Origin of the sequence: Testudinibacter sp. TW-1 (genome assembly GCF_050613185.1) — a bacterium.
Classification (GTDB): Bacteria; Pseudomonadota; Gammaproteobacteria; order Enterobacterales; family Pasteurellaceae; genus Chelonobacter.
The window spans coordinates 765,835-789,418 of the sequence record NZ_CP192511.1; the positions used below are offsets into that span (position 1 = coordinate 765,835).

Genomic DNA, 23,584 nt, shown 5'->3' on the forward strand with positions numbered 1-23,584 from the left:
GAAGAAAAAACGGTTACTCTTCTTCTTTTTTCAATTTATTCAACATCTTCGATGTCACCAACACCACTTTACCGGTACTGCTGACACGGAAGCGCTTGGCGTCAAGCGCCATATCCACCCCGATTTCCATACCGTCCGGAATCACACTGTGGCGGTCAATAATCGCATTTTTAATCGTTACATTTTTGCCAATCGTCACCTCAGGTAAGATCACCGAATATTCCACGTTTGCGCCTTCACGCACGCTGACGTTGTCAAACAACACCGAATTGCTGATCACCGCGTCATTTACCAAACAGCCGCCGCCGACCAAAGAATTATCCAACGCACGCGATTTGCGTAAGTTTTTATAGAAGAATTTTGACGGGAACGTTTGTTTCGGCGTGGAGCGGATCGGCCAGCGTTGATCGAACAGATCCAGTTGCGGATGTTCGGTGACCAAGTCGATATTGGCTTCCCACAACGCATCGAGCGTACCGACATCACGCCAGTAGATTTCGCCTTGCGGATTGCGCCCCATGCAAGAGCGGCTGAACGGATGCGCATACAACACACCTTCTTTCAAAGCTTGCGGAATGATGTCTTTACCAAAGTCATGACTGGATTCCGGCTTCGCAAATTCGCGATCCAAAATGTCATACAAATAATCGGCATCAAACACATAAATTCCCATTGATGCCAACGAGGTGTCCGGTTTGCCCTGCATGGTCGGCGGATTTTTCGGTTTTTCAATGAAATCGGTAACTTGCAGATTTTCATTCACCCCCATTACGCCGAATTCATGGGCTTTCTCTTTTTCCACTTCGATACAACCGACAGTACACTTCGCCCCGCTGGAAACGTGATCCAACAGCATTTGCGCATAGTTCATTTTATAAATGTGATCCCCGGCAAGGATGAGAACGTATTTCGGTTTGTAGTGATCACGCATAATCGCGCCGTTTTGATACACCGCGTCGGCAGTGCCGCGATACCAAGTGCTGTCATCCAGCTGTTGCCGTGCCGGCAACATATCGACAAACTCATTGCGCTCACGCGGCAGGAAAGACCAACTGTGCTGTAAGTGACGCAACAGGGAATGCGCCATATATTGGGTGACCACCCCGATACGATTCAAATGGGAATTGATACAGTTAGACAGGGCGAAGTCGATAATTCGGCAAGAACCACCAAAATACACCGCCGGTTTAGCGCGTTTATCCGTCAGTTCGTGTAAGCGAGAACCTCGTCCGCCGGCCAAAATCAGCACAAGGGTATCATCGGTAATCCGAATCATGCTAGGTGAGTTCTTTAAAATATCGTCCATAATGTTCTCCTAAATATGAAAATAAACTGAAATCTACTCGATAGAGAAACTATCCTCTGCGAGAGAAAATATAAATTCCCGGCTGAGCCATTATGACCTCCCTGTCATTTCCACCCCGACGGCAAGCTGAGGTGAGTTTATGTTCCCATTCGCCCTCGCCTGCAGAACAGGGCGGCAGATGGAAAGATTGCATTACGCCACGATTCACCATCAGTAGCCAACGCTGTTCCAATTCGATTTGAAAACCGATACTGTGCGGATCTTGCCAATCGGCGACGCTCATTGGTTCGCCGTGGCAATTCCACCACCGCACTTGATCGTCATTCCACCAAGTGTCGTGTCGTGAAAGTGCGGTTATCTGCTTTCTGAATGCAATTAAGGCTTGGGTGTAAGCCAACAAATCCCGGTCTTGTTTGCTCCAATCAATCCACGTGATCTCGTTATCTTGGCAATAAGCATTGTTATTGCCCTGCTGCGAATGCCCGGTTTCGTCGCCTGCCATTAACATCGGCGTGCCGTTAGCCAAAAGTGCGCTCGCCAGTAGCGCTCGCACCGCCGCTTGGCGCTGTTGCAGCACCGCCGGCTGATCCGTTTCGCCTTCAACGCCAAAATTATGGCTGAAATTTTCCCCGTGTCCGTCGCGGTTTTCTTCGCCGTTTGCCCGGTTGTGTTTATGCTGATAGCTGACTAAATCGTTGAGGGTGAAACCGTCATGGGAACAAATATAATTAATCGAAGCGCTTGGCAGTTTGTGATCATGTTGAAAAATATCCGAAGAGGCGCAAAACCGCTGGGCAAACCCGCCCGTGTTGCCCTCATTGCGCAGCCAAAAACGGCGCATATCATCACGGAAACGGTCATTCCATTCGGCAAAATAATCCGGGAAGTTGCCCAGTTGGTAACCGCCCCACCCGATATCCCACGGTTCGGCGATATATTTTTTATCTTTTAAAACCGGATCATTGGCAATGCGTTGGAAAATTTGCGCCTGCCGGTTGAATTCCGGCTCACGTCCGATAATGGTTGCCAAATCAAAACGGAAACCGTCCACATGACATTCCTGCACCCAATAACGCAAGCAGTCATGCACCCATTGCAAAGTGTTGGCATTCGTCAGGTTCAAGACGTTGCCGCAGCCGCTCCAATTATGGTAATCGCCGTTTTCGGTCAGCCAATAATAGTTGGCATTATCCAAGCCGCGCTGGCTAAGGGTCGGTTGCGCCAAATCCGAATCGGCGGTGTGGTTAAATACCACGTCCAGAATGACCTCAAACCCCGCTTGGTGCAAACTCTTGACCATCTGCTTGAATTCACTCGCCGGGGTTGTGCCGTTGCGTCCCGACCAATAACCGTCGTCAACGGCAAAAGGCGCCAACACGTTATAGCCCCAATAATTGGATAAACCGCGTTGCTGCAAATGCCGCTCATCGGCGTGAAACGCCACCGGCATTAATTCAAGCGTGGTCACGCCTAATTTTTTCAGATAATCCAAAGATGCCGGATGTGCCAAACCGGCATAACTGCCGCGTAATGCCGATGGAACCGCAGGGTTAAGTTGGCTGAAGCCTTTCACGTGCAGTTCGTAAATAATCGTTTCCGCCCAGGTGTAATTCGGTGAGCGGTCTTCTTGCCAATCAAACGCGGAATCAAGCACAATCGCCTTCGGCGCCACCTCGGCATTATCCAAATCATTTGTCAAATCAAATAATTGAGCTTGTTCTTCCGTGGCAAAGTGCGGTTTGCGATCCACCGCCTTCGCATAAGGATCCAATAAGAGTTTTTGCGGATTAAAATATCGTCCCAAGTGCGGTTGACTCTCGCCATAGACACGGAAGCCATACTTGATCCCGACATCAATGCCCGCCAACCATAAACTCCAAATATGGTCGGCGTCTTGCTGCATTTTGAAACGGTGTTCTTTACCTTTATACGAAAACAGGCACAATTCAACCAAATCGGCATGTTCGGAAAACAGCGCAAAATTCACGCCGTTTACGCCGTCGATCATCTGTAACGACGCCCCCATTGGCTGCGCCATGCCTTTTTTCACTCTGCCAATCATGCCGTCAACACCCCGTTACTACCGTCCATCCTAGCGCTGACGCTGTAAGTAAATCGTTGCCAATGGCGGCACTGTCAGGGAAATCGATTGCGCTTTATTATGCGCAGCAATCGCTTCGCTGTGTAACGCCCCGCCGTTGCCGACATTCGAACCGTGATAGAAATCGGAGTCGGTGTTCAGCACTTCATGATAGACGCCCGCTTGGCTGACGCCGATACGGTAATGTTCACGCGGCACCGGGGTGAAGTTGCTGACCACAATCACTTCATTGCCGTCGCGATCACGCCGGGCAAAGGCGAATACCGAGTTTTGGCAATCATCGACCACCAACCATTCAAAGCCCTGCGGATCGAAATCCAACTGGTGCATTGCCGGGGTTTGTTGATAGAAATGGTTCAGGTCTTTCACCAGTTTTTGTACGCCACTGTGCCAACCGCCGCCGTTTTGGTCATCCAACAAGAACCAATCGAGACTTTCTTGGTAATCCCATTCGCGTCCTTGCGCAAATTCGGAGCCCATAAACAGTAATTTTTTGCCCGGATGTCCCCACATATAGCCGTAATAAGCGCGCAGATTGGCAAATTTCTGCCATGTGTCGCCCGGCATTTTATCTAACAGCGAACCTTTGCCGTGCACCACTTCATCGTGCGACAACGGTAAAATAAAATTTTCGGTGTAGTTGTACAACATACCGAAAGTCAATTGGTTATGGTGGTGCTGACGATAGACCGGATCGAGCTTCATATAGGATAACGTATCGTTCATCCAGCCCATATTCCATTTATAGTGGAAACCTAAACCGCCCATTTCCGGCGGATTGGTAATGCCCGGGAATGCGGTCGATTCTTCCGCGATCGCTATACAGCCGTCAATCTCATTGCCGATCACGTAGTTGGTGTGTTTTAAAAATTCAATCGCTTCCAGATTCTCCCGCCCGCCGTATTGATTCGGAATCCACTCGCCCTCTTTACGGCTGTAATCACGGTAAATCATCGACGCCACCGCATCAACCCGTAATGCGTCGACACCGAAACGTTCCAGCCAATACAGCCCGTTGCCGGAGAGGAAGTTTTTCACTTCATTGCGCCCGTAGTTATAAATCAGCGTGTTCCAATCTTGGTGGTAGCCCTCTTTCGGATCGGCGTGTTCGTAAAGTGCGGTGCCGTCAAAATACGCCAAGCCGTGGGTATCGCTTGGAAAATGCCCCGGCACCCAATCCAGAATCACATTAATGCCCGCATCATGTGCTTTTTGGATAAACGAACGCAACTGCTGCGGATTGCCGAAACGGCTGGTCGGGGAATACAAGCCGAGTGGCTGATAGCCCCACGAACCGTCAAACGGGAATTCGTTAATCGGCATTAATTCAATATGCGTGAAGCCCATTTCTTTCACATACGGGATCAATTGATCGGCGATTTCATCATAATTCAGCCAGAAATTATTTTCCAAATTGCGCCGCCATGAACCGAGATGTACCTCATAAATCGAAATCGGCGCGTCAAAGGCATTGGCTTTTTTGCGTGCCTCGGTCATCGGCACAATATCCGGCAAGGCACTGACTTGTGAAGCGGTGTCCGGGCGCAGTTGGGAGGCGAAAGCGTAAGGATCGGCTTTTAAGCGCAGGGTTTCGTTCGCATCTAACAATTCATATTTATACAGGCTGCCGAGCGCCACTTGCGGGATAAAAATTTCCCACAAGCCGTTTTCAGGGTGGAAACGCATTGGATGACGGCGTCCGTCCCAGAAGTTGAAATCGCCGACTACGGAAACCCGCTTGGCATTCGGCGCCCACAGAATGAAATTCACCCCGGCAACGCCTTCGATTTCGGTGAAATGCGCGCCCAGTTTTTCATACGGACGGTAATGGGTTCCTTCGGCAAGCAACCAATTATCCAAATCGGATAAAATCGGGCGGAAACGGTAAGGATCTTCTAAAATTTGGTTTTCATTGCCCCAGAAGACATTTAATTGATAAGTGAAAAAGTCATGCCGCTTCGGAATCACCGCCGCAAAAAAACCGTCGTCGTGCAAACGCTCCATTTCGACGATCTCTTGCTGACTTTCTTTGTCGATGATCGAAATGCTGGAGGCGTCCGGCATCAATACCCGCACTTCAATCCCGTTATCCGTTTCGTGCATTCCCAATACGGAAAAAGGATCCGCATGTCTGCCGCCCAACAACGCTTCTATAGTCACCGTATCTAGCAAAACACTCATGTCTTATCTCCATTTCGATCATATCAGACATCAAAATCTTTATTTGATGTCGAGAAAAAAACTGCAAATGAACTTAACATTTAAGTAAAAAATATAACGTAATCTTATCTTTTTTATATTTTTAACATGTTAATGTGCTTGGATATTAAGCTTGGCACAAGCGTAAACAAGATACAACCGGAAAAATCAAAAATCAGGGGCTAGATCACATTATTTTATCAAATTAAATAAATGCTCAATATGGAGTGTGATTTCTATCAAAAAAGGAGTGAAAATAGAAAAGCCGAGAACAGGATCTCGGCTTTGAAACAATAAGTGCGGTCGGCTGAATCAGATGTTATCAATTTTGCCTAACAACGAACTGATTCTTTCTTTCCAATTATTTAATTCGTTTTTCAAGTGCTCGTTTTCACCGGCAACCGAATCACGCTCAGCACGCAAATGATTCAATTCATTTTGCGTATTATCCTGCTTGCCTTTCAATTCTTCAATTTCCAATTGTTGTAATTGAATGGTTTCCACAGCTTGTTTAATTTTTTCATCGAGTTGTTCTAGAAGTTCGAAAGACATAGTAAATCCTTAATAAGTAATAATTGCCAAATGAAATTTTAGCTATTCTAGCCTAGTTGGCTACAGATTTCACATAGAAATTGACAAGCAGGGCATTTTTTACGAATTCGCCCAATCAATTCCCGCAAGCCAACGGAATTTATGCTAAAATACCGTTTTGTGTGGATCACCAATCCATCGGCTACATTTCAACTTTCACCCTCAACGAATGAATATAGGTCACACAAAATGAAAAGATCCCTTGCAATCGAATTCTCCCGCGTTACCGAAGCCGCCGCCCTTGCCGGATTTGCTTGGTTAGGGCGCGGCAATAAAGACGCCGCCGACGAAGCCGCGGTAAAAGCCATGCGCATTATGCTCAACCAAATTGATATCAATGGTGAAATTGTGATCGGCGAAGGCGAAATCGACGAAGCCCCGATGTTGTATATCGGTGAAAAAGTCGGTAACGGCAGCGGCGACGCCATTTCGATTGCCGTCGATCCGATCGAGGGCACACGCATGACCGCAATGGGGCAAGCCAATGCGCTGTCCGTGCTTGCCGCCGGCGGCGAAAACACTTTCTTGCAAGCACCTGATATGTATATGGAAAAACTGGTGGTCGGGCCGGAAGTGAAAGGCATGATCGACCTCAATCTGCCGCTGGAGCAAAACCTGCGCCGCGTCGCCTCCAAACTGGGGAAACTGCTGTCACAACTGACCGTGATCACCCTCGACAAACCGCGCCACCGAGAAACCATTGCCAAAATGCAGCAAATGGGCGTGAAAGTGTTGGCGATTCCGGATGGTGATGTCGCCGCGTCGATTTTATGTTGCCTGCCGGATAACAACGTCGATATGCTGTACGCCATCGGCGGGGCGCCGGAAGGGGTGGTTGCCGGTGCGGCAATCCGCGCCTTGGGCGGTGACATGCAAGTGCGGTTGCTGCCGCGCAACCAAGTGAAAGGCGACAGCGAAGAAAACCGTGCGCTTGCCGCACAAGAAATCGCGCGCTGTGAAGCGATGGGCGTGGAAGTGAATAAAGTATTGCAACTGGAAGAGATCGTGCGCGACGACAATCTGATTTTCTCCGCCACCGGTATCACCAACGGCGATTTGTTGAAAGGCATTCACCGCAAAGGCAATATCGCCACCACCGAAACCCTGCTGATCCGCGGACGCTCGCGCACTATCCGCCGTATCCAATCGCTCCACTATTTGGATCGTAAAGATACCGATCTGTATCGTTTGATTGGCAGCTAAATTGCCTCAAAGTGCGGTTTTAGCCATCGCTATCGGCAACAAAACCGATAGCGATTTTCTATGCCAACACCAGCTCGATATTCAAATTCTGAATATTTTTTTGCACGCTTTCGAGTAAAGTGCGGTCAGTGATAATGGTATCGAACACATCTAAACCATAAATCCAAAAGGTCGCCACTTTGCCGTATTTTGAGGCGTCGGTGACCAAAATATTTTTCTTACTCGACTCGACAATCGCCCGTTTCACCGCCAGTTTTTTCTCATCAGGCGTGGTTAAGCCTTTCAAATTCCAAGATGAAGTCGAAATAAACGCCACATCAATCGAAATATTACGCAAAAACTGTGCCGACAGCTCGCCGACGGAAGAATAGTTTTCTTTGCACACATAACCGCCGGTGTGGATCAAATCGCATTTGCCCTCTTTAATCAGAAAGTGGGCGATCACAAAATCATTGGTGATCACCAACAAATCCTCGCGTTGCGCAAGTTGATAGGCAATCTCCAGGGTGGTTGTGCCGGCATCGAGATAGATGGTTTTGCTGCCGCCCAAAAATTGCAGTGCCTGCGTACCGATTGCCTGTTTTTGCGCTTGAAACAAGAGGGATTTATCATCGTGGGTCGGCTCGATAAACAAACGTTGCAACAACTGCACCCCGCCCGACACCGACACCACTTTGCCTTGCTCTTCCAATTTTTGAATATCCCGCCGCACGGTCATATGCGACACCTGCATAATCTCGACCAGTTCGGCAATGCTGATTAAATCGTGTTCAGTCAGCAAGGTCAAAATTCGCTTTTGTCTTTCTGCCGGAATCATGTATGAATCCTTTCAATTTATTGTGAATTTTCGTGAAATAATAACACTTTATAGGTAACAAATCCAAATATTGATTTAAAAAACCCAAATATTCACAATAAATAACATTAATTGTGAATATTTGTGATCCCCATCGCAGTTTTCCTTTCCTAATTCAGGCATTATACGCTAACCAAATGACTATTAACGTTAAATTGAACGGAGATTTTTTATGAGCTATTCAGTTGCAGTCGTCGGTCTCGGCGCAATGGGCATGGGCGCAGCCCTTTCTTGCGTCAAAGCCGGTTTAGATACTTATGGCATTGATTTAAACCCTGTTTTATTGGAAAAACTAAAACAAGCAGGGGCAAAAGAGACGGCGGCTAATGCCGATCAATTTGCTCACAAACTGGACGCAGTATTGCTGCTGGTGGTCAATGCCGCCCAAGTCAAAGCTGTCTTATTCGGCGAAAACGGGCTTGCCGCCAAACTTAAACCCGGTACGGCGGTGATGGTGTCTTCTACCATATCTGCACAAGACGCCAAACAGATCTCACAAAAATTAACAGAATTAAATCTGGTGATGTTGGACGCTCCGGTCTCCGGTGGCGCGGCAAAAGCGGCGCAAGGCGAGATGACCGTGATGGCTTCCGGCTCAGTTGCCGCTTTTGAGAAGTTGCAACCGGTGCTAAGTGCGGTCGCGGGCAAAGTGTATAACATCGGCGAAGAAATCGGCTTGGGTGCGACGGTGAAAATTATTCACCAACTGTTAGCCGGCGTGCATATTGCCGCCGGTGCGGAGGCCATGGCACTGGCGGCTCGCGCCGGCATTCCGTTGGACTTAATGTATGACGTGGTCACCAACGCCGCCGGTAATTCTTGGATGTTCGAAAACCGTATGAAACACGTGGTGGACGGCGATTATAGCCCGCTCTCGATGGTCGATATCTTCGTCAAAGATTTAGGGCTGGTCACCGACACCGCCAAATCGCTGCGCTTCCCGCTGCCGCTTGCCAGCACCGCATTTAATATGTTCACCTCCGCCAGCAACGCCGGTTACGGCAAAGAGGACGACAGCGCCGTGATCAAAATTTTCGACGGTATCACCTTGCCGCAACAAGAGGAGAAATAATGATGTTAGGTGTGATTGCAGATGATTTTACCGGCGCAAGCGATATTGCCAGTTTCTTAGTCGAAAACGGGCTGCGTACGGTGCAAATGAACGGCGTGCCGCAACGAGCATTGCAAAGTGCGGTTGACGCCGTGGTCATTAGCCTCAAATCCCGTTCCAATCCGGCGATCGAGGCGGTACAACAATCGTTACAAGCCCTGAACTGGCTACAAAACAACGGGGCGACCCAGTTCTATTTTAAATATTGCTCCACCTTTGACAGCACCGCCAAAGGCAATATCGGTCCGGTCACCGATGCGCTATTAACCGCACTTGATACCGATTTCACCGTGATCAGCCCGGCGTTGCCGATTAACGACAGAACCATTTTTAACGGCTATCTGTTTGTCGGACAAACCTTGTTAAATGAATCCGGCATGCAAAACCACCCGATCACCCCGATGACCGACGCCAATTTAGTGCGTTTGATGGACGGACAAGCCAGCGGCAAAACTGGCTTGGTCAGCTATGCCGAGGTGATTCAAGGCGCAGAAAAGGTCAGACATTGTTTCGAACAACTCAAACAGCAAGGCTGCCGCTACGCCGTGGTCGATGCAACTGACAATTCGCAGCTGGCGGTGTTGGCGGAGGCGGTTGACGATTTCAAACTGGTGACCGGCGGATCGGGCTTGGCGGCATATATGGCGGCGCATAAAAGCAAAACAAAGGCGACACAAGCGGCAAAAACCGCACTTTTGCCAAGCAAAGCCAAAAGTGTGATTCTGTCCGGCTCTTGCTCCGTCATGACCAATAAACAGGTTGCCGCTTACCAATCACAGGCCGCCCACCGTTTGCTTGAGGTGGAACAGAGTTTGAATAATCCGAACTATGCCGAGGAATTATGCCAATGGGTGCTTGCGCATTTGGACGACGCCCATGCACCGATGGTGTATGCGACTGTGCCGCCGCAAGAATTAAAAGCGATTCAGCAACAATTCGGCGCAGACAACGCCAGCCATGCGATTGAGCAAACTTTCGCCCAGTTGGCTCGCAAATTAAAACAACACGGGGTTAAAAACTTCATTACCGCCGGCGGTGAAACCTCGAGCATTGTGGTGCAACAACTCGGCTTTGACGGTTTCCATATCGGCAAACAAATCGCGCCGGGCGTGCCTTGGCTCAAAGCGCTGGATGAAGAGATTTTCCTGGCGCTGAAATCCGGCAACTTCGGCAGTGAAAACTTTTTTGCCTATGCGCAGGAGATGTTTGTATGACCGCACTTTCATCTGAACAACAGCTAAAACAGGAGTTGGTGCAACTGGCTCGTTCATTATATGAACGCGGTTATAGCGTCGGCGGTGCCGGCAATATTTCCGTGCGCCTGAGTGGTAACCGTTTTTTAGTGACCCCGACCGGCTCGTCGTTAGGGCGTTTAAAGGCGGAAGATTTATCCGTGCTGGATAGCGACGGCAACTTACTGGAAGGCAAAAAACCCTCGAAAGAATCGGTGTTTCACTTGGCGATGTACCAACGCAACCCCGAATGCAACGCCATTGTCCATCTGCATTCCACTTACCTGACCGCACTTTCCTGCTTGGACGGTTTAGACAGCGACAACGCCATCAAAGCCTTCACCCCCTACTATGTAATGCGGGTCGGCAAACTGGCGGTGATTCCTTACTACCGCCCCGGCTCGCCGGAAATCGCACGCGAATTAAGCGCAAGAGCGCTGGACGGCAAAGCGTTCCTGCTTGCCAACCACGGTGTGGTGGTCTGTGGTGAAGATTTATTCGACGCAGTGGATAACAGCGAAGAATTGGAAGAAACCGCCAAACTGCTGTTCCTGTTAAAAGGGCAAAACGTCCGTTATCTGACGGATGACGAAGTTAATGATTTGAAAAACAGAGGAAAATAAGATGCCTAAGTTTGCTGCAAATTTATCCATGATGTTTACCGAACTGCCGTTTCTTGATCGTTTCGAGGCGGCGGCACAAGCCGGTTTCAAGTATGTCGAATACCTGTTTCCCTATGAATATCCGAAAGAAACGTTAAAAGCCAAACTGCAACAAAACGGCTTGCAACAAGTGCTGTTCAATACTGCCGCCGGTGATGTGCAAGCCGGCGAGTGGGGCGTTTCCGCCATTCCGGGACGCGAAGCCGACAGCCGGCGCGATATTGATCTGGCATTGGAGTATGCGTTGGCACTCGACTGCCCGAATGTGCATATTATGTCCGGCGTCGTCCCGCCGGGCGAAAATTATGCCAAATACAAACAAACCTTTATCGACAACGTACGCTATGCCGCCGATAAATTCAAACCGCACGGCATCAAAATTTTATTGGAAGCCCTCAGCCCGCAAGTCAAACCGAACTATCTGACCGCCAGTCAATTCCAGACGTTGGAGCTGGTCGAGCTGATTGATCGCGACAACGTGTTCGTGCAGTTGGATTACTTCCACGCACAAAATGTGGACGGCAACCTGACCCGTTTAACCGAGCGCTTAAACGGCAAATTCGCCCACGTGCAAATTGCCTCCGTGCCGGATCGCCACGAACCTGACGAAGGCGAAATCAACTACCGACACCTCTTCGCCAAACTGGACGAAATCGGTTACGACGGTTGGGTCGGTTGTGAATATAACCCGCGTGGCGTGACCACCGAGGGTTTGTCTTGGTTCGAACAGTATAAATAATGGGGGTTCAAAAATGAAAATTGTAATTACCGGCGGTCAGGGCTTTTTAGGGCAACGGCTTGCCAACATGTTGTTGCAACAACATTCGATTCAAATTCAAGAACTGATTTTAGTTGATGTGAACGAACCGGTTATTCCGAATAATGACAGCCGCGTTCGCAGCATTAAAATGGACTTGCGCCATCCTGACGGTTTAAATGAAATCATTACCCAAGACACAAGTGCGGTATTCCACTTGGCGGCGATTGTCAGCAGCCACGCCGAAGAAGATCCGGATTTAGGCTATGAAATCAATTTCCTCGCCACTAAAAATCTGTTGGAAGCCTGCCGCAGGGTTAATTCGAAAATCCGTTTTATATTCTCCAGCTCTTTAGCGGTTTACGGCGGTGATTTGCCTGACGTGATCAGCAACAGCACCGCCGTCACGCCACAATCCACTTACGGCACACAGAAATCGATGTGTGAACTGTTAATCAATGATTACAGCCGTAAGGGGTTTGTCGATGGCATTGCGGTACGTTTGCCGACAATCTGTATTCGTCCGGGCAAGCCAAATAAAGCCGCTTCGTCATTTGTCAGTGGCATTATCCGCGAACCACTGAACGGAGAACATTCCGTTTGTCCGGTGGCAAAAGAATTACTGCTGTGGATCTCAAGCCCGAATACCGTGATCCGCAATTTTATCCATGCCCTGACGTTACCGCCATTGACCTCACGAGACTGGCATGTCATCAATCTACCGGGCTTTACCGTCAGCGTTGAGTCCATGTTACGCGATCTTGCCGCGATTAAAGGAGAAGCCGTTTTAGAAAAAATCGAATTCCAATTTGATAAAAAAATTAATGATATTGTCGCCAGTTGGCCGGCGCGCATTGATTGCAGCCAAGCGGCGAAATTAGGCTTTTATGTCGATAACAACTTTAGCGATGTTATCCATCAATTTATTCAGCATGACTTATAGGAGATAACCCTATGTTTGGATTACCGATTCCCATTATTGGTCTTATTGTTGCCGTTGCCGTACTGGTTTATTTAGTCTTAAGAACCCGCGTCCATGCCTTTATCGCGATGCTGATTGCCTCCGCAATTGCCGGGATCGTCGGCGGGTTGAATGCCACCGAAACGTTGGGGGTGATTTCCAAAGGTTTTGGGGGCACGCTCGGCAGTATCGGGATCGTAATTGGTCTCGGCGTGATGATGGGCAGTATTTTAGAAGTATCCGGCGCCGCCGAAAAAATGGCATACAGCTTTATTAAATTCTTAGGCAAGAAAAAAGAAGAGTGGGCATTAGCCATCACTGGTTATGTGGTCAGCATTCCGATTTTCGTTGATTCCGCTTTCGTCATTTTATACCCGGTCGCCAAAGCGTTGGCAAAAAATGGTAAACGTTCGCTCTTGACCTTAGGGGTCGCCTTGGCTGGAGGTCTAGTGGTCACCCACCATACCGTGCCGCCAACCCCCGGTCCGTTAGGTGTCGCCGGACTATTCGGTGTCGATATCGGCGCAATGCTGTTAATCGGCATGGTATTCGCTATTCCGGCTGTTATCGGTATCGTCCTGTATGCCAAATGGTTGGATAAAAAATATCCGGACTTTAACCAACAAGCTTTCACCGATGAAGAATTAAAAGAAAAATACGACAGCTATATCGAAAGCAGAGAGAAGAAAAACCTACCGGGCTTAGGCATTTCCATGCTACCGATCGTGTTACCTATCGTCTTGATCTTTATTAAAGCGATTGTCGATTTAATGGCAAAACAAGCGCAATTTGCTTGGATTTTAGATTCAACCCTTTATCAAGTGATCGCCTTTGTCGGCAGCCCGATCATCGCCTTAGCCCTGAGTGTTTTGGTCTCAATCTATGCATTATTGCCAAATGCCGACAAAAATACCACCGCACTTCACTTAGAAGAAGGGGTGAAAACCGCAGGGATTATTTTACTGGTGACCGGTGCCGGCGGTGCATTGGGTGCGGTATTACGCGACAGCGGTGCGGGTCAACAATTAGCGGAACAAGTGGCTAATTTGCCGATCTCGCCAATTTTAATTCCGTTTATCGTTTCGACTTTAGTCCGCTTTATCCAAGGTTCGGGTACGGTTGCGATGATCACCGCCGCTTCGATTTCCGCTCCGATCTTAATGGAAATTCCAGGTGTCAATATGTTGCTTGCCGCTCAAGCCGCCACCATGGGCTCGCTGTTCTTCGGTTATTTCAATGACAGTCTGTTCTGGGTAGTAAACCGGATGATGGGTATCAACGATGTGAAAAAACAAATGATTGTCTGGTCTATCCCGACCACTATCGCTTGGGCAATTGGCGGAACAGCCGTGATTTTATCCAACTTGGTTTGGGGACAAGACGGTTCAATCTTCGACTTAGTCTTCCCGCTGGGTGTACTAGCGCTGATTCTCGTTTACGTCCAAACACAAAACAGGAAACTTTAAGCCACACTTTAAACGGGTAATCATTTGATTACCCGTTTGCGTTTTTAATCTCTCTTATCAGGATGGTTGCCATGTTTAAATCTCTTTTTATTGCTTTATTCTCTCTCATCGTTTCACCCTATGTCAGCGCAGATACAACGCCGGATCAACCGCAACAAACCAAATCCGTTCAGGCGACCTTAATCACCGAAGTCAGCGCCAAAGGACAAAAAATCAGCGCAATTAGCTTGGAGTATGAGGATAACTTGCTGAGTGGCGATGAGTTACAAGATCTTTATCAAGTCGAAGTGCGGTTGGATAATCAAACTCAAGGGACTCGGCAAATCCTCCGAGCTTATAGTAACGATAGACCGGAACCCGCACTTAGACCCAATGCCGGAAAATATCTGATTCTTGAACTCAATAAATGGGATAAAAATGCCGATTTATATTCGCTAAAAACCGAAAATAGCGAACCGATGTCATTCCGTGCCAAAAATGAACAGCAAGAAATTACGCAGCGTGAAATCGTACAAAGCAACCGCATACCGCAATTTTATCAAGAGCGGTTGGAATATGTGATTCAGCGGCAAGGTTTGCTCAAATTAACCAATGGCAAAACCCTTGCGCCTGAAACGGTCAAGGTAACGGCCGCACCACAAAACGTTAAAAATCTGCTTATCGATCAATTCGCCGCCAATCAAGTCTATTTAAACGACCCTAAAAATAATCTGCATTATCGACTGTATTCTCCCCAACCAATATCCGATCAGAAAAAATATCCTTTGACGATTTTTCTACATGGCTCCGGGCAACTAGGAACGGATAATACGGCACAGCTCCTCTCCAGCGCAGGCGCGATTTCAACCTTAAACTATGAAGACGGCTTTGTCCTTGCGCCGCAATATGCCGGCGTTTTCGACCCCTTTGATGACGTACAAAAAGGACAACGCGGCGGCGTACATTGGCAGACGGAAAATCGTCGTGCATTACTGTTGGCGATGATCGATAAAACACTCCAAGAGAATCCGCAGATCAATCCTGCGCGGATTTATTTGGTCGGCTTATCACGCGGTGCCGAGGGCGCACTCTACCTACTGCTTGATAGACCGCACTTTTTTGCCGCCGCATTACTGATGAGCGGACGCGAAGCTTATTCCGTCGAATGGATCGACGGCAACGCAACCGTAGAAAATCTAGCCTCACTCGCCAACACCCCGATTTGGTTTTTTCACAGCAAAGAAGATAAAGTTTCCCCGGTTGCCGGTTCTCGGATTAACTATCAAATTCTTCACCAACAACTTAAAAACCCACACGTCCGTTATACCGAATTCAGTTTTAATAAGGCCTACGATAACGGCATTTTGAATAATAATCCCCACAACACATGGGACGCGGTATTTAATAGCCCGGAAGCGAACCTTTGGCTTTTACGGCAAAAAATGCCGAACTAAATTAAAGGAGTGATTTATGCCATATCAATTATTATCTCACCCACTCGATATCCATGATCCGGGATTTCCCGGAGAACCGACGATGACGCTTGAAACCTGCACGAATATCAATAACGGTGATGTTTACAACAGTTCCAAAATTCATTTATTTAACCATTTTGGTACACATTTTGATGCACCCAATCATTTTAATCCAAATGGAAAAACTATCTCTGAATTACCATTGGAGCAATTTATTTATGAGAAACCACTGTTAATCGATCTGCCTAAAAAAGAAGCCGATTTAATTGAGCCAGAAGATCTCACACCTTATTTAACTCAAATTCAGCAAGCGGATTGTTTAATTATTCGCACCGGATTAGAAAAAATCCGCGCTTCTTCACCACAAATTTATGCGGCTAGAGGCTGTGCCGTGAGTATTAATTGCGCGCAATATTTAATTGACTATGCGCCGAATTTAAAAGCTATCGGTTTTGATTTTATTTCCCTTGCTTCGCCATCAAATCCTGAGCATGGAGTAAAAGCCCATCAAATTATGCTCGGCATGTTCAGTTCGCATTTTATTTGTATTATCGAAGATATGAAATTAGCTGCACTTAACCCCCAAAATCTACGGCGGATTTTTGCCTTGCCACTGCTGGTAAAAGGCATTGACAGCGCGCAAGTGACTATTCTTGCCGAAATTGGAGGCGATGATGAAAACTAAAAACCTTTATTTTGCGCTCTTATTCGCATTACTGTCTTTTGGCAGTGCCTATTTTGCGTCATTGATCGAAAAGGATTTCGGACGTATTGACGTGCAGACATTCAGCATTATGACGGAAGAAATGCAACCGATGGCGGTAAAATTATACCGTCCGATCACCGCCACCGCAGAAACCCCTGCGCCCGGATTGCTCGCCCTGCATGGTTATCAAAGCGATAAAGAGGCGACCAGTACATTTGGCGCATTGGAATTAGCCAAACGCGGATTTGTTATCTTGGCAATCGATCAGTTCGGACACGGTTTCTCAACCACTTTACCGGCAAGTAACAAAACAATGAGTGGTTCGAATAATGGCTATCAATATCTAAAATCACTGCCATTTGTGGATCAAAATGCACTGGGTATTTTTGGACACTCCACTGGCGCGCTGAATGCTATCCGCGTGGCAAAACTGAATCCCGATCATAAAGCAGTCAATGGCTTAAGTAGCAACGGCGGTGATCCAACCATTAATAATTACCTTTTAACACAAGGGCTTTATGAAGAAATCGGCGGCTATCGCGAAAGAGAGTTTCCTGTCAGCGAGCTGATTAATAATAAAAATCGGCAAACGGTATTTTCACAGCCGGAAGGCGTACCGTTAAAATGGGCGCATACTTACGGCAATTTTCAAGATGGCAGTGCCAGAAGAGTGGATTTAGTCAAGGGAACGCATCTTGGCGTGATGATTGCCGAAGAGAGTAATCGCAAGGCAATCGAATGGTTTAATGCTACATTACAAAATGGCGATAAAACCCATTGGCTTGACAGTGAAAAACAAACCTATTGGTATAAAGAGTTTGCCGGTTTAACCGCACTTTTTTCCGCGCTGATTTCCGCTTTATTTCTTGCCAGCGGATTATTAAAAACAACCTATTTTTCTCATATAACACAAGCCGTCAGCGACAAAACAGCGGTTAATCCTAAAACATGGCGGCTATTTGCAGCCTTGAATATCCTCTTAACCATTATTCTTTATCCCTTATTAACACAGTGGGGCGGAGCAAACGAACCATTGGCTGCAATATTACCGTTCATGCCGCTAGAAATGGGCAATGGCATTATTACTTGGCTTACGCTAAGTGCGGTATTAAATATCGCGTTTTTCCTGCTTTGGCGAAAATCCAACCCGCACTTTTCTACCGCACTTCAAGCCGAATTCGGCATTTTTAGCCGTCAGCGCGGTATTCCGACCAAAACTATTATCACACGCTTTTTTACACTGAGTATCATCTTAATCGGTTGGTTATATCTGTTGGCTTCTTTTGTTTATTGGTATTGGGGCGTGGAATTACGCTTTTTATGGCCGTTTTTAAAACCACTCACACCGGAACGGTTTAATTTATTTTTAATTTATTGGCTGCCAATTCTATTATTTTTCTATGTATATAACGGACTGATATTAAACGTTCAAATGAAATCAAAAACGTATAATAGCTTTACTTCAACGTTATTAATATGGACATTAAAATCCATATTTATCGCAGTTAGTGGATTAATCATGCTTTGGTTATTCCATTTCATTCCTAATTTTATGCAAATAGGACCGGGATTCGATTTAATCGGACTACCACAATTCGGCGGACGTTGGATGATGATGTTAGCCGTGATTATTCCGCAATTTATCGTCTTATTATTGATTAATAACTGGTGCTATTTAAAAACCGGATATATTTATCTCGGCGCATTTTTCTGCTCATTATTAATGACATGGATTTTAGTCGGCGGACAAGTGATAGGACGTTTTTTAGCCTAACCAACTTGATCTAAATGCCGAATCACACTCGGCATTTTTCCCCATGTTTTCACTACAACAACGGCTTCAACGCCCTTTCGCAGCGCGCCACCACGTCCTCAAACGAGCCGTCGATGTCGATAGGGATGACATCGGGTTCGTCTTGTTGCGGCACTTCCAAGGTGTCGAACTGGCTTTTCAGCATCTCGGTTTTCATGTAATGCCCTTTGCGTTGTTGCATGCGTTGCAGCACTAAATCGAAATTCCCTTGCAGAAACAGGAATTTGACATGTTCGTTACCGTCACGGATTAAATCACGATACTGTTTTTTCAGTGCCGAGCAGACGATAATCCCGATTTCGCTTTTTTGCTCCAAACTGAACGCCGCATCGCGAATCCGTTCCAACCACGGCGCGCGATCATCGTCGTTAAGCGGCTGCCCTGCCCCCATTTTAAGAATGTTGGCACGCGGGTGCAGATCATCACCGTCAATCAATTTAATCCCCAAGCGTTGCGCCAGTGCCGTGCCGATTGAGGTTTTGCCGGTGCTGGACACCCCCATCAAGATAAAACTTTTGCCCTGTTTTTGCTCTGTCAATGCCATAAGTGGACTCCTTCAATCGTTTTTATTTTTTAACATACCTTAAATTGCATAAAATAGTTACCTGTAACAATCAATATAGTGATCTAAATCACGTTTTATCTCCTCTCTTCAGAAAAGAAAACCTATTTCAAGGCTAGATTTTTGAAGTAGATCGCAAATTTTCACTTTTCTACTAAATATCCCTTTACCGCACTTGGGTTAAAATATATGTTATCGGTAACTTTTAGTGATAACGTTCATAGAAAGTGGCTTGTCCTCGTAATTAACCGTTTAAAAGGATATGACTATGCTGATTTTTACCATGCTTGCGGCAATTTTGTTATTGCTGATCCTGATTATTAAATTCAAAGTTCATGCGTTTGTTGCGCTGATTATCGTCAGCTTGCTGACCGCGCTTGCCACCGGCATTCCGGTGGATAAAATTCTGCCGACGATGTTGGGCGGCTTCGGCGGCACATTAGCCTCGGTGGCGCTGTTGGTGGGCTTGGGTGCGATGATCGGTCGCCTGTTGGAGATCACCGGCGGTGCAAAAGTGTTAGCCGATACGTTGATTAATAAATTCGGTGAAAAAAATGCGCCGATGGCGTTGGGTGTCGCCTCATTGCTATTCGGTTTTCCAATCTTTTTCGATGCCGGTTTGGTGGTGATGTTGCCGATTATTTTCAGCGTGGCGAAACAATTCGGCGGCTCGCTGTTCCGTTATGCGTTTCCGGCTGCCGGTGCGTTTGCCGTTATGCACGCCTTTCTGCCGCCGCACCCGGGGCCGGTCGCGTCCGGGGATTTGCTGGGTGCCAATATGGGCTTATTGGTGCTGGTCGGCTTGGTGTGTGCGATTCCGACTTGGTATATCGCCGCCTATTTATACGGTACGTTTTTAGGCAAAAAAATGCATTTGGATCTGCCAAAAGCCTTTTTAAATGCCAATGCGATTAATGAAACCGCCCCTCTCAATCCGCCGAGCTTCAAAAAGGTGTTGCTGATTTTATTGCTGCCGCTGTTTTTGATTATGCTGGATACCGTACTAAACACCCTCACTGTCACCAAAGTGGTGGACGGTGCGGAATTGTGGGTGCAAACCTTACGCTTCTTGGGTAAAACCCCGATTGCACTGTTGATCACCTTAATCGTGTCGATTTTGTTACTCAAAGGACAACGCAGCTACGAGCAAATCGAGAAAATCTGTGATAATGCGCTTGGTCCGATTTGTGCCATCGTGTTGGTCACCGGCGCCGGCGGTATGTTCGGCGGCGTGTTGCGTGCCAGCGGTATCGGTGATGTTTTGGCGGAAATGTTGTCCGATACCGGCATGCCGGTGATTGTCGCCGCCTTTATCATTGCCTTGGCATTGCGCGTGGCGCAAGGCTCGGCAACCGTTGCGCTAACCACCGCCTCCGCCTTGATTGCCCCGACCGTTGCCGCGACCACCGGCTTAAGCGCGTTCGATTTATGTTTTATCGTAATCGCCATTGCCTCCGGCGCGACCGCGTTCTCCCATGTGAATGACTCCGGTTTCTGGTTGGTCAGCCGCTTCTTGGAAATGGACACCAAAACCACCTTGAAAACCTGGACCGTGATGGAAACCCTCATCGGCTTTGTCGGCTTCGGCATTGCGGTTATCGGCAGCATTTTACTTTAACCCCTCCGCTCTCAACCGCACTTTGGTTTATAAAGTGCGGTTTAGTATCGCTGACAAAGACTAAATAATTTGATTTTTATGATAAAAGCAGGGGCGGATTATATATCCGCCCCAAGCTGATGACAAAGTCTCTTTCTCTAATAATTTCCCTCCCTCCGTATACGAAGAGAGATGTCCGAAGGACGGAGGGAGGCATAAATCATTTTAAAAATAAATATGTTGCATTTTCATATTACACCTCCCTCCCCATTTTTCTTACGAAAAACGGTGCTCCCTCCGCCCGCGGAGGGAGAGAAGTCAGTTTGTCAACAATCTCGGGCGGATATATAATCTGCCCCTACACTGCCTTATCAGCGACCTTTGTCAATCATCTCAACCGCACTTTGGCTCATAAAGTGCGGTTTTGTCTTTAATAGCTCATGGCAATTTCTGCATTTAGCTGATTTAATTCCGTGTGAAAGTGCGGTATGAATGGTACAATTTGCGCTTAATTTTCGTGAATAATCACAAACCCCAAGAATAGAGTAAGAGAACGACATGGCTCGCCAGAAGAAAACCCGTAAAATCAGCGACGTAATGCCGGTGCGCAAAACCGACGCCAAACCCGTCGCGGCACAAGTGAAAGCCAAAAAGGGACGCAAACCGACTCGTTATGAGCTGGACGTGTTGGCGCGTGAAGAAAAACGCAAGAAAAAACGCAAAGGCTTGAGTGCCGGCTCGCGCCACAGTGCGGCGGAAAGCAATAATCACAAGCAAAGTGCGGTCAAAGGCGATCCGCGCGTCGGCAGCCGTAAAAAAATTCCGTTGATCATCGAAATGGTGAATAAGCCGGAAAAAGGCAAAGTGATTACGCCGATCAAACCTGAACCGACTGAAGTCAAGAAAATCGATCCGATGTTGGAGTTGGAGCAGCTGGAAAACAACGAATGCTTGAACGAGTTGCTGGATCAACTCGATGCAGGCAAAATCCTTTCCGTTAAAGATCAACAATTTGTTGATGAGTGTTTAAGCCGCATTGCGCAGCTAATGCAAGAATTGGGCTTGAGCGAGGAAGAAGACGAGGACAGCGATGACGCGCTGTACCGCACTTTCAACACTATTGATATTAATAAATTCCGCTAATGAACTGGTCATTGATTTTATTGCTGATCGCCATTGCCATCATTGTCGGCTTGGCAAGTTATGCCGCTTGGCTGCTGTTGGCATTACGCAAGCAGAAACAAAAAATTGCCGCCGCACGGCAAAAACGCAAAGATTTCACCTTTGACAGCGTGCAAATTATCGCCAAGGCGATGTTGAATGACGACTGTAATTTATCCGAAGGTGTCATCCGCTTAAACGCGCTGCTGCCGGGACTAATGCCAAATGCGCTCGAAAAATACCACGCCATGCAGCAGCTGTATCAAGTGGTGATGGATATGCCGACCCACGAAGCCCGCCGAGCCTTGCCGAAAAACCAGCGTATGCGCTTGGATTTAACCCGTGAAAGCAGCGAAGTCGAATTAGAAAGCAAAATAAAATTAGAACTGCGCCAATTGTTGAGTGATCTGGAAATACAAAAATAGGAAACCGAATGTCTGAAATCGAGTGGGATCTCAATCTGATTCAAAAATATAACCAGTCCGGTCCGCGTTATACGTCGTATCCGACCGCACTTGAGTTTAACGATGGCTATAGCGAACAGGATTTTTTACAGGCGGCGAGCCGTTACCCTGAGCGCCCTTTGTCGCTGTATGTGCATATTCCGTTTTGTCACAAACTTTGCTATTTCTGCGCCTGTAACAAGGTCATCACCCGTCATCAGCATAAAGCGGATATTTATCTGGATTATTTGGAAAAAGAAGTCAAAGCGCGCGCCGCATTATTTACGGCGCGCACCGTGACCCAAATTCACTGGGGCGGCGGCACCCCGACCTATTTAAGCGAAGCCCAATCTTCCCGTTTAATGCAGATGTTGCGCGATCATTTCCGCATTTCGCCGGAAGCGGAAATCAGCATTGAAATGGATCCGCGTGAAATCGAGCTGTCGATGCTGGATCACCTGCGCCAAATCGGTTTTAACCGTATCAGCATGGGTATTCAGGATTTTAACAAAGACGTGCAAGCGGCAATCAACCGTATTCAAGACGAAGAGTTTATTTTCTCACTAATGAAAAAAGCGCGCGAGTTGGGCTTCACCTCGACCAATATCGACTTGATTTACGGCTTGCCGTTCCAAACGGTCGAGAGTTTTATGGCGACGCTAAAACGGGTTAGCGAACTGAATCCGGATCGCATGAGCGTGTTTAACTACGCCCATTTGCCGTCGCGTTTTGCCGGACAGCATAAAATCAAAGACGACACCCTGCCGCCGCCGAACAGCAAATTAACCATTTTGCAAAAAACCATTGAAACCCTGACCGGCGCAGGCTACCGCTTTATCGGCATGGATCACTTCGCCAAACCGGACGACGAATTGGCAATCGCGCAACAAAACGGCGTGCTGCACCGCAATTTCCAAGGCTACACCACGCAGGAAGAAGCGGACTTGCTCGGCTTGGGCGTGTCGGCAATCAGCTTAATGGGCGATCATTATGCGCAAAACCAAAAAGAGCTGAAACAGTATTACGCCGACGTGGAAGATCACCAAAACGCGCTGCACAAAGGTTTCGCCATGAGCCGAGAAGACTGCCTGCGCCGCGATGTGATTAAAGCCTTGATCTGCAACTTCCGTTTGGATTACGCGCCACTGGAACAGCAGTACGGTATTGATTTCAAACGCCATTTTTCCGAAGATTTGGCATTGTTAAAACCGTTGGCGGAAGACGGTTTGCTGATCCTTGGCGACAGCGCACTTGTCGTTTCCGCCAAAGGACGCTTACTGATTCGCAACATCTGCCTCTGCTTCGACACCTACTCACGCCAATTGGCGAAACGGCAACAGTTTTCAAGGATTATTTAGTTTTATCTCGACATCAAGTGCGGTTCAGACCGCACTTTCACTTTC

20 protein-coding genes are annotated in these 23,584 nt (G+C 47.5%); 14 read left to right on the forward strand and 6 right to left on the reverse strand.

The genetic code is table 11. The features are described 5' to 3' along the window. Positions 1-13: 13 nt before the first annotated feature. From glgC to zapB, 4 genes are all read right to left on the reverse strand, one after another. Entirely contained in the window at positions 14-1,306 is a 1,293-nt protein-coding gene (gene glgC / locus ACQ31U_RS03845; RefSeq protein WP_431053767.1) for a glucose-1-phosphate adenylyltransferase, read from the reverse strand. A 49-nt stretch (positions 1,307-1,355) separates the two neighbouring features. Next, positions 1,356-3,368, reverse strand: coding sequence for a glycogen debranching protein GlgX (glgX, locus tag ACQ31U_RS03850; RefSeq protein WP_431053768.1), 2,013 nt, complete (start codon positions 3,366-3,368; stop codon positions 1,356-1,358). A gap of 30 nt (positions 3,369-3,398) precedes the next feature. Continuing rightward, complete coding sequence (gene glgB / locus ACQ31U_RS03855) at positions 3,399-5,588, reverse strand: 1,4-alpha-glucan branching protein GlgB (RefSeq protein WP_431053769.1); 2,190 nt, start codon at positions 5,586-5,588, stop codon at positions 3,399-3,401. A 330-nt stretch (positions 5,589-5,918) separates the two neighbouring features. Beyond that, positions 5,919-6,158 (reverse strand): cell division protein ZapB, encoded by a 240-nt coding sequence (gene zapB, locus ACQ31U_RS03860; RefSeq protein WP_431053770.1) that lies wholly within the window; start codon positions 6,156-6,158, stop codon positions 5,919-5,921. Between the two features lie 228 nt (positions 6,159-6,386). Between zapB and glpX the strand changes: the two genes are divergently transcribed. Further along, positions 6,387-7,400: a class II fructose-bisphosphatase gene (gene glpX / locus ACQ31U_RS03865; RefSeq protein ID WP_431053771.1), complete on the forward strand. Its 1,014-nt coding sequence runs from the start codon at positions 6,387-6,389 to the stop codon at positions 7,398-7,400. Positions 7,401-7,458: 58 nt separating this feature from the next. Here the strand turns inward: glpX and ACQ31U_RS03870 are convergent, their stop codons facing one another. Further along, on the reverse strand, positions 7,459-8,217 hold the full coding sequence (locus tag ACQ31U_RS03870) for a DeoR family transcriptional regulator (protein WP_431053772.1): 759 nt from the start codon (positions 8,215-8,217) through the stop codon (positions 7,459-7,461). Between the two features lie 211 nt (positions 8,218-8,428). On the opposite strand from ACQ31U_RS03870, the gene ltnD reads away from it, so the two are divergent. From ltnD to ACQ31U_RS03915, 9 genes are all read left to right on the forward strand, one after another. Next, the gene (ltnD, locus tag ACQ31U_RS03875; protein WP_431053773.1) at positions 8,429-9,328 is read left to right on the forward strand and encodes an L-threonate dehydrogenase; all 900 of its coding nucleotides are present in this window, start codon (positions 8,429-8,431) and stop codon (positions 9,326-9,328) included. Positions 9,329-9,330: 2 nt separating this feature from the next. Then, complete coding sequence (otnK, locus tag ACQ31U_RS03880; protein WP_431054275.1) at positions 9,331-10,581, forward strand: 3-oxo-tetronate kinase; 1,251 nt, start codon at positions 9,331-9,333, stop codon at positions 10,579-10,581. Continuing rightward, the gene (locus tag ACQ31U_RS03885; RefSeq protein ID WP_431053774.1) at positions 10,578-11,222 is read left to right on the forward strand and encodes an aldolase; all 645 of its coding nucleotides are present in this window, start codon (positions 10,578-10,580) and stop codon (positions 11,220-11,222) included. Before otnK ends, ACQ31U_RS03885 begins: the two co-directional genes overlap by 4 nt. A 1-nt stretch (position 11,223) precedes the next feature. Then, positions 11,224-12,000, forward strand: coding sequence for an HPr family phosphocarrier protein (locus tag ACQ31U_RS03890; protein WP_431053775.1), 777 nt, complete (start codon positions 11,224-11,226; stop codon positions 11,998-12,000). A gap of 13 nt (positions 12,001-12,013) precedes the next feature. Then, positions 12,014-12,961, forward strand: a complete 948-nt coding sequence (gene denD, locus ACQ31U_RS03895) for a D-erythronate dehydrogenase (protein ID WP_431053776.1) — start codon at positions 12,014-12,016, stop codon at positions 12,959-12,961. A gap of 11 nt (positions 12,962-12,972) precedes the next feature. Further along, positions 12,973-14,445 (forward strand): gluconate:H+ symporter, encoded by a 1,473-nt coding sequence (locus tag ACQ31U_RS03900; protein ID WP_431053777.1) that lies wholly within the window; start codon positions 12,973-12,975, stop codon positions 14,443-14,445. A 71-nt stretch (positions 14,446-14,516) separates the two neighbouring features. After that, complete coding sequence (locus ACQ31U_RS03905; protein WP_431053778.1) at positions 14,517-15,878, forward strand: alpha/beta hydrolase-fold protein; 1,362 nt, start codon at positions 14,517-14,519, stop codon at positions 15,876-15,878. Positions 15,879-15,894: 16 nt separating this feature from the next. Then, positions 15,895-16,584, forward strand: a complete 690-nt coding sequence (locus tag ACQ31U_RS03910) for a cyclase family protein (RefSeq protein ID WP_431053779.1) — start codon at positions 15,895-15,897, stop codon at positions 16,582-16,584. After that, positions 16,571-18,379 (forward strand): alpha/beta hydrolase, encoded by a 1,809-nt coding sequence (locus ACQ31U_RS03915; RefSeq protein ID WP_431053780.1) that lies wholly within the window; start codon positions 16,571-16,573, stop codon positions 18,377-18,379. Before ACQ31U_RS03910 ends, ACQ31U_RS03915 begins: the two co-directional genes overlap by 14 nt. Positions 18,380-18,431: 52 nt before the next feature. Here ACQ31U_RS03915 and ACQ31U_RS03920 read toward each other — a convergent pair whose 3' ends face one another. Further along, the gene (locus ACQ31U_RS03920) at positions 18,432-18,962 is read right to left on the reverse strand and encodes a gluconokinase (RefSeq protein WP_431053781.1); all 531 of its coding nucleotides are present in this window, start codon (positions 18,960-18,962) and stop codon (positions 18,432-18,434) included. A 286-nt stretch (positions 18,963-19,248) separates the two neighbouring features. On the opposite strand from ACQ31U_RS03920, the gene ACQ31U_RS03925 reads away from it, so the two are divergent. The 4 genes from ACQ31U_RS03925 (at position 19,249) to hemN (ending at position 23,539) form a co-directional block, all read left to right on the forward strand. After that, on the forward strand, positions 19,249-20,598 hold the full coding sequence (locus tag ACQ31U_RS03925; RefSeq protein ID WP_431053782.1) for a GntP family permease: 1,350 nt from the start codon (positions 19,249-19,251) through the stop codon (positions 20,596-20,598). 537 nt (positions 20,599-21,135) lie between these two features. Beyond that, the gene (gene yihI / locus ACQ31U_RS03930; protein ID WP_431053783.1) at positions 21,136-21,720 is read left to right on the forward strand and encodes a Der GTPase-activating protein YihI; all 585 of its coding nucleotides are present in this window, start codon (positions 21,136-21,138) and stop codon (positions 21,718-21,720) included. After that, on the forward strand, positions 21,720-22,163 hold the full coding sequence (locus ACQ31U_RS03935) for a DUF2489 domain-containing protein (RefSeq protein ID WP_431053784.1): 444 nt from the start codon (positions 21,720-21,722) through the stop codon (positions 22,161-22,163). Before yihI ends, ACQ31U_RS03935 begins: the two co-directional genes overlap by 1 nt. A gap of 8 nt (positions 22,164-22,171) precedes the next feature. Next, entirely contained in the window at positions 22,172-23,539 is a 1,368-nt protein-coding gene (gene hemN, locus ACQ31U_RS03940; protein WP_431053785.1) for an oxygen-independent coproporphyrinogen III oxidase, read from the forward strand. Positions 23,540-23,584 lie beyond the last annotated feature (45 nt).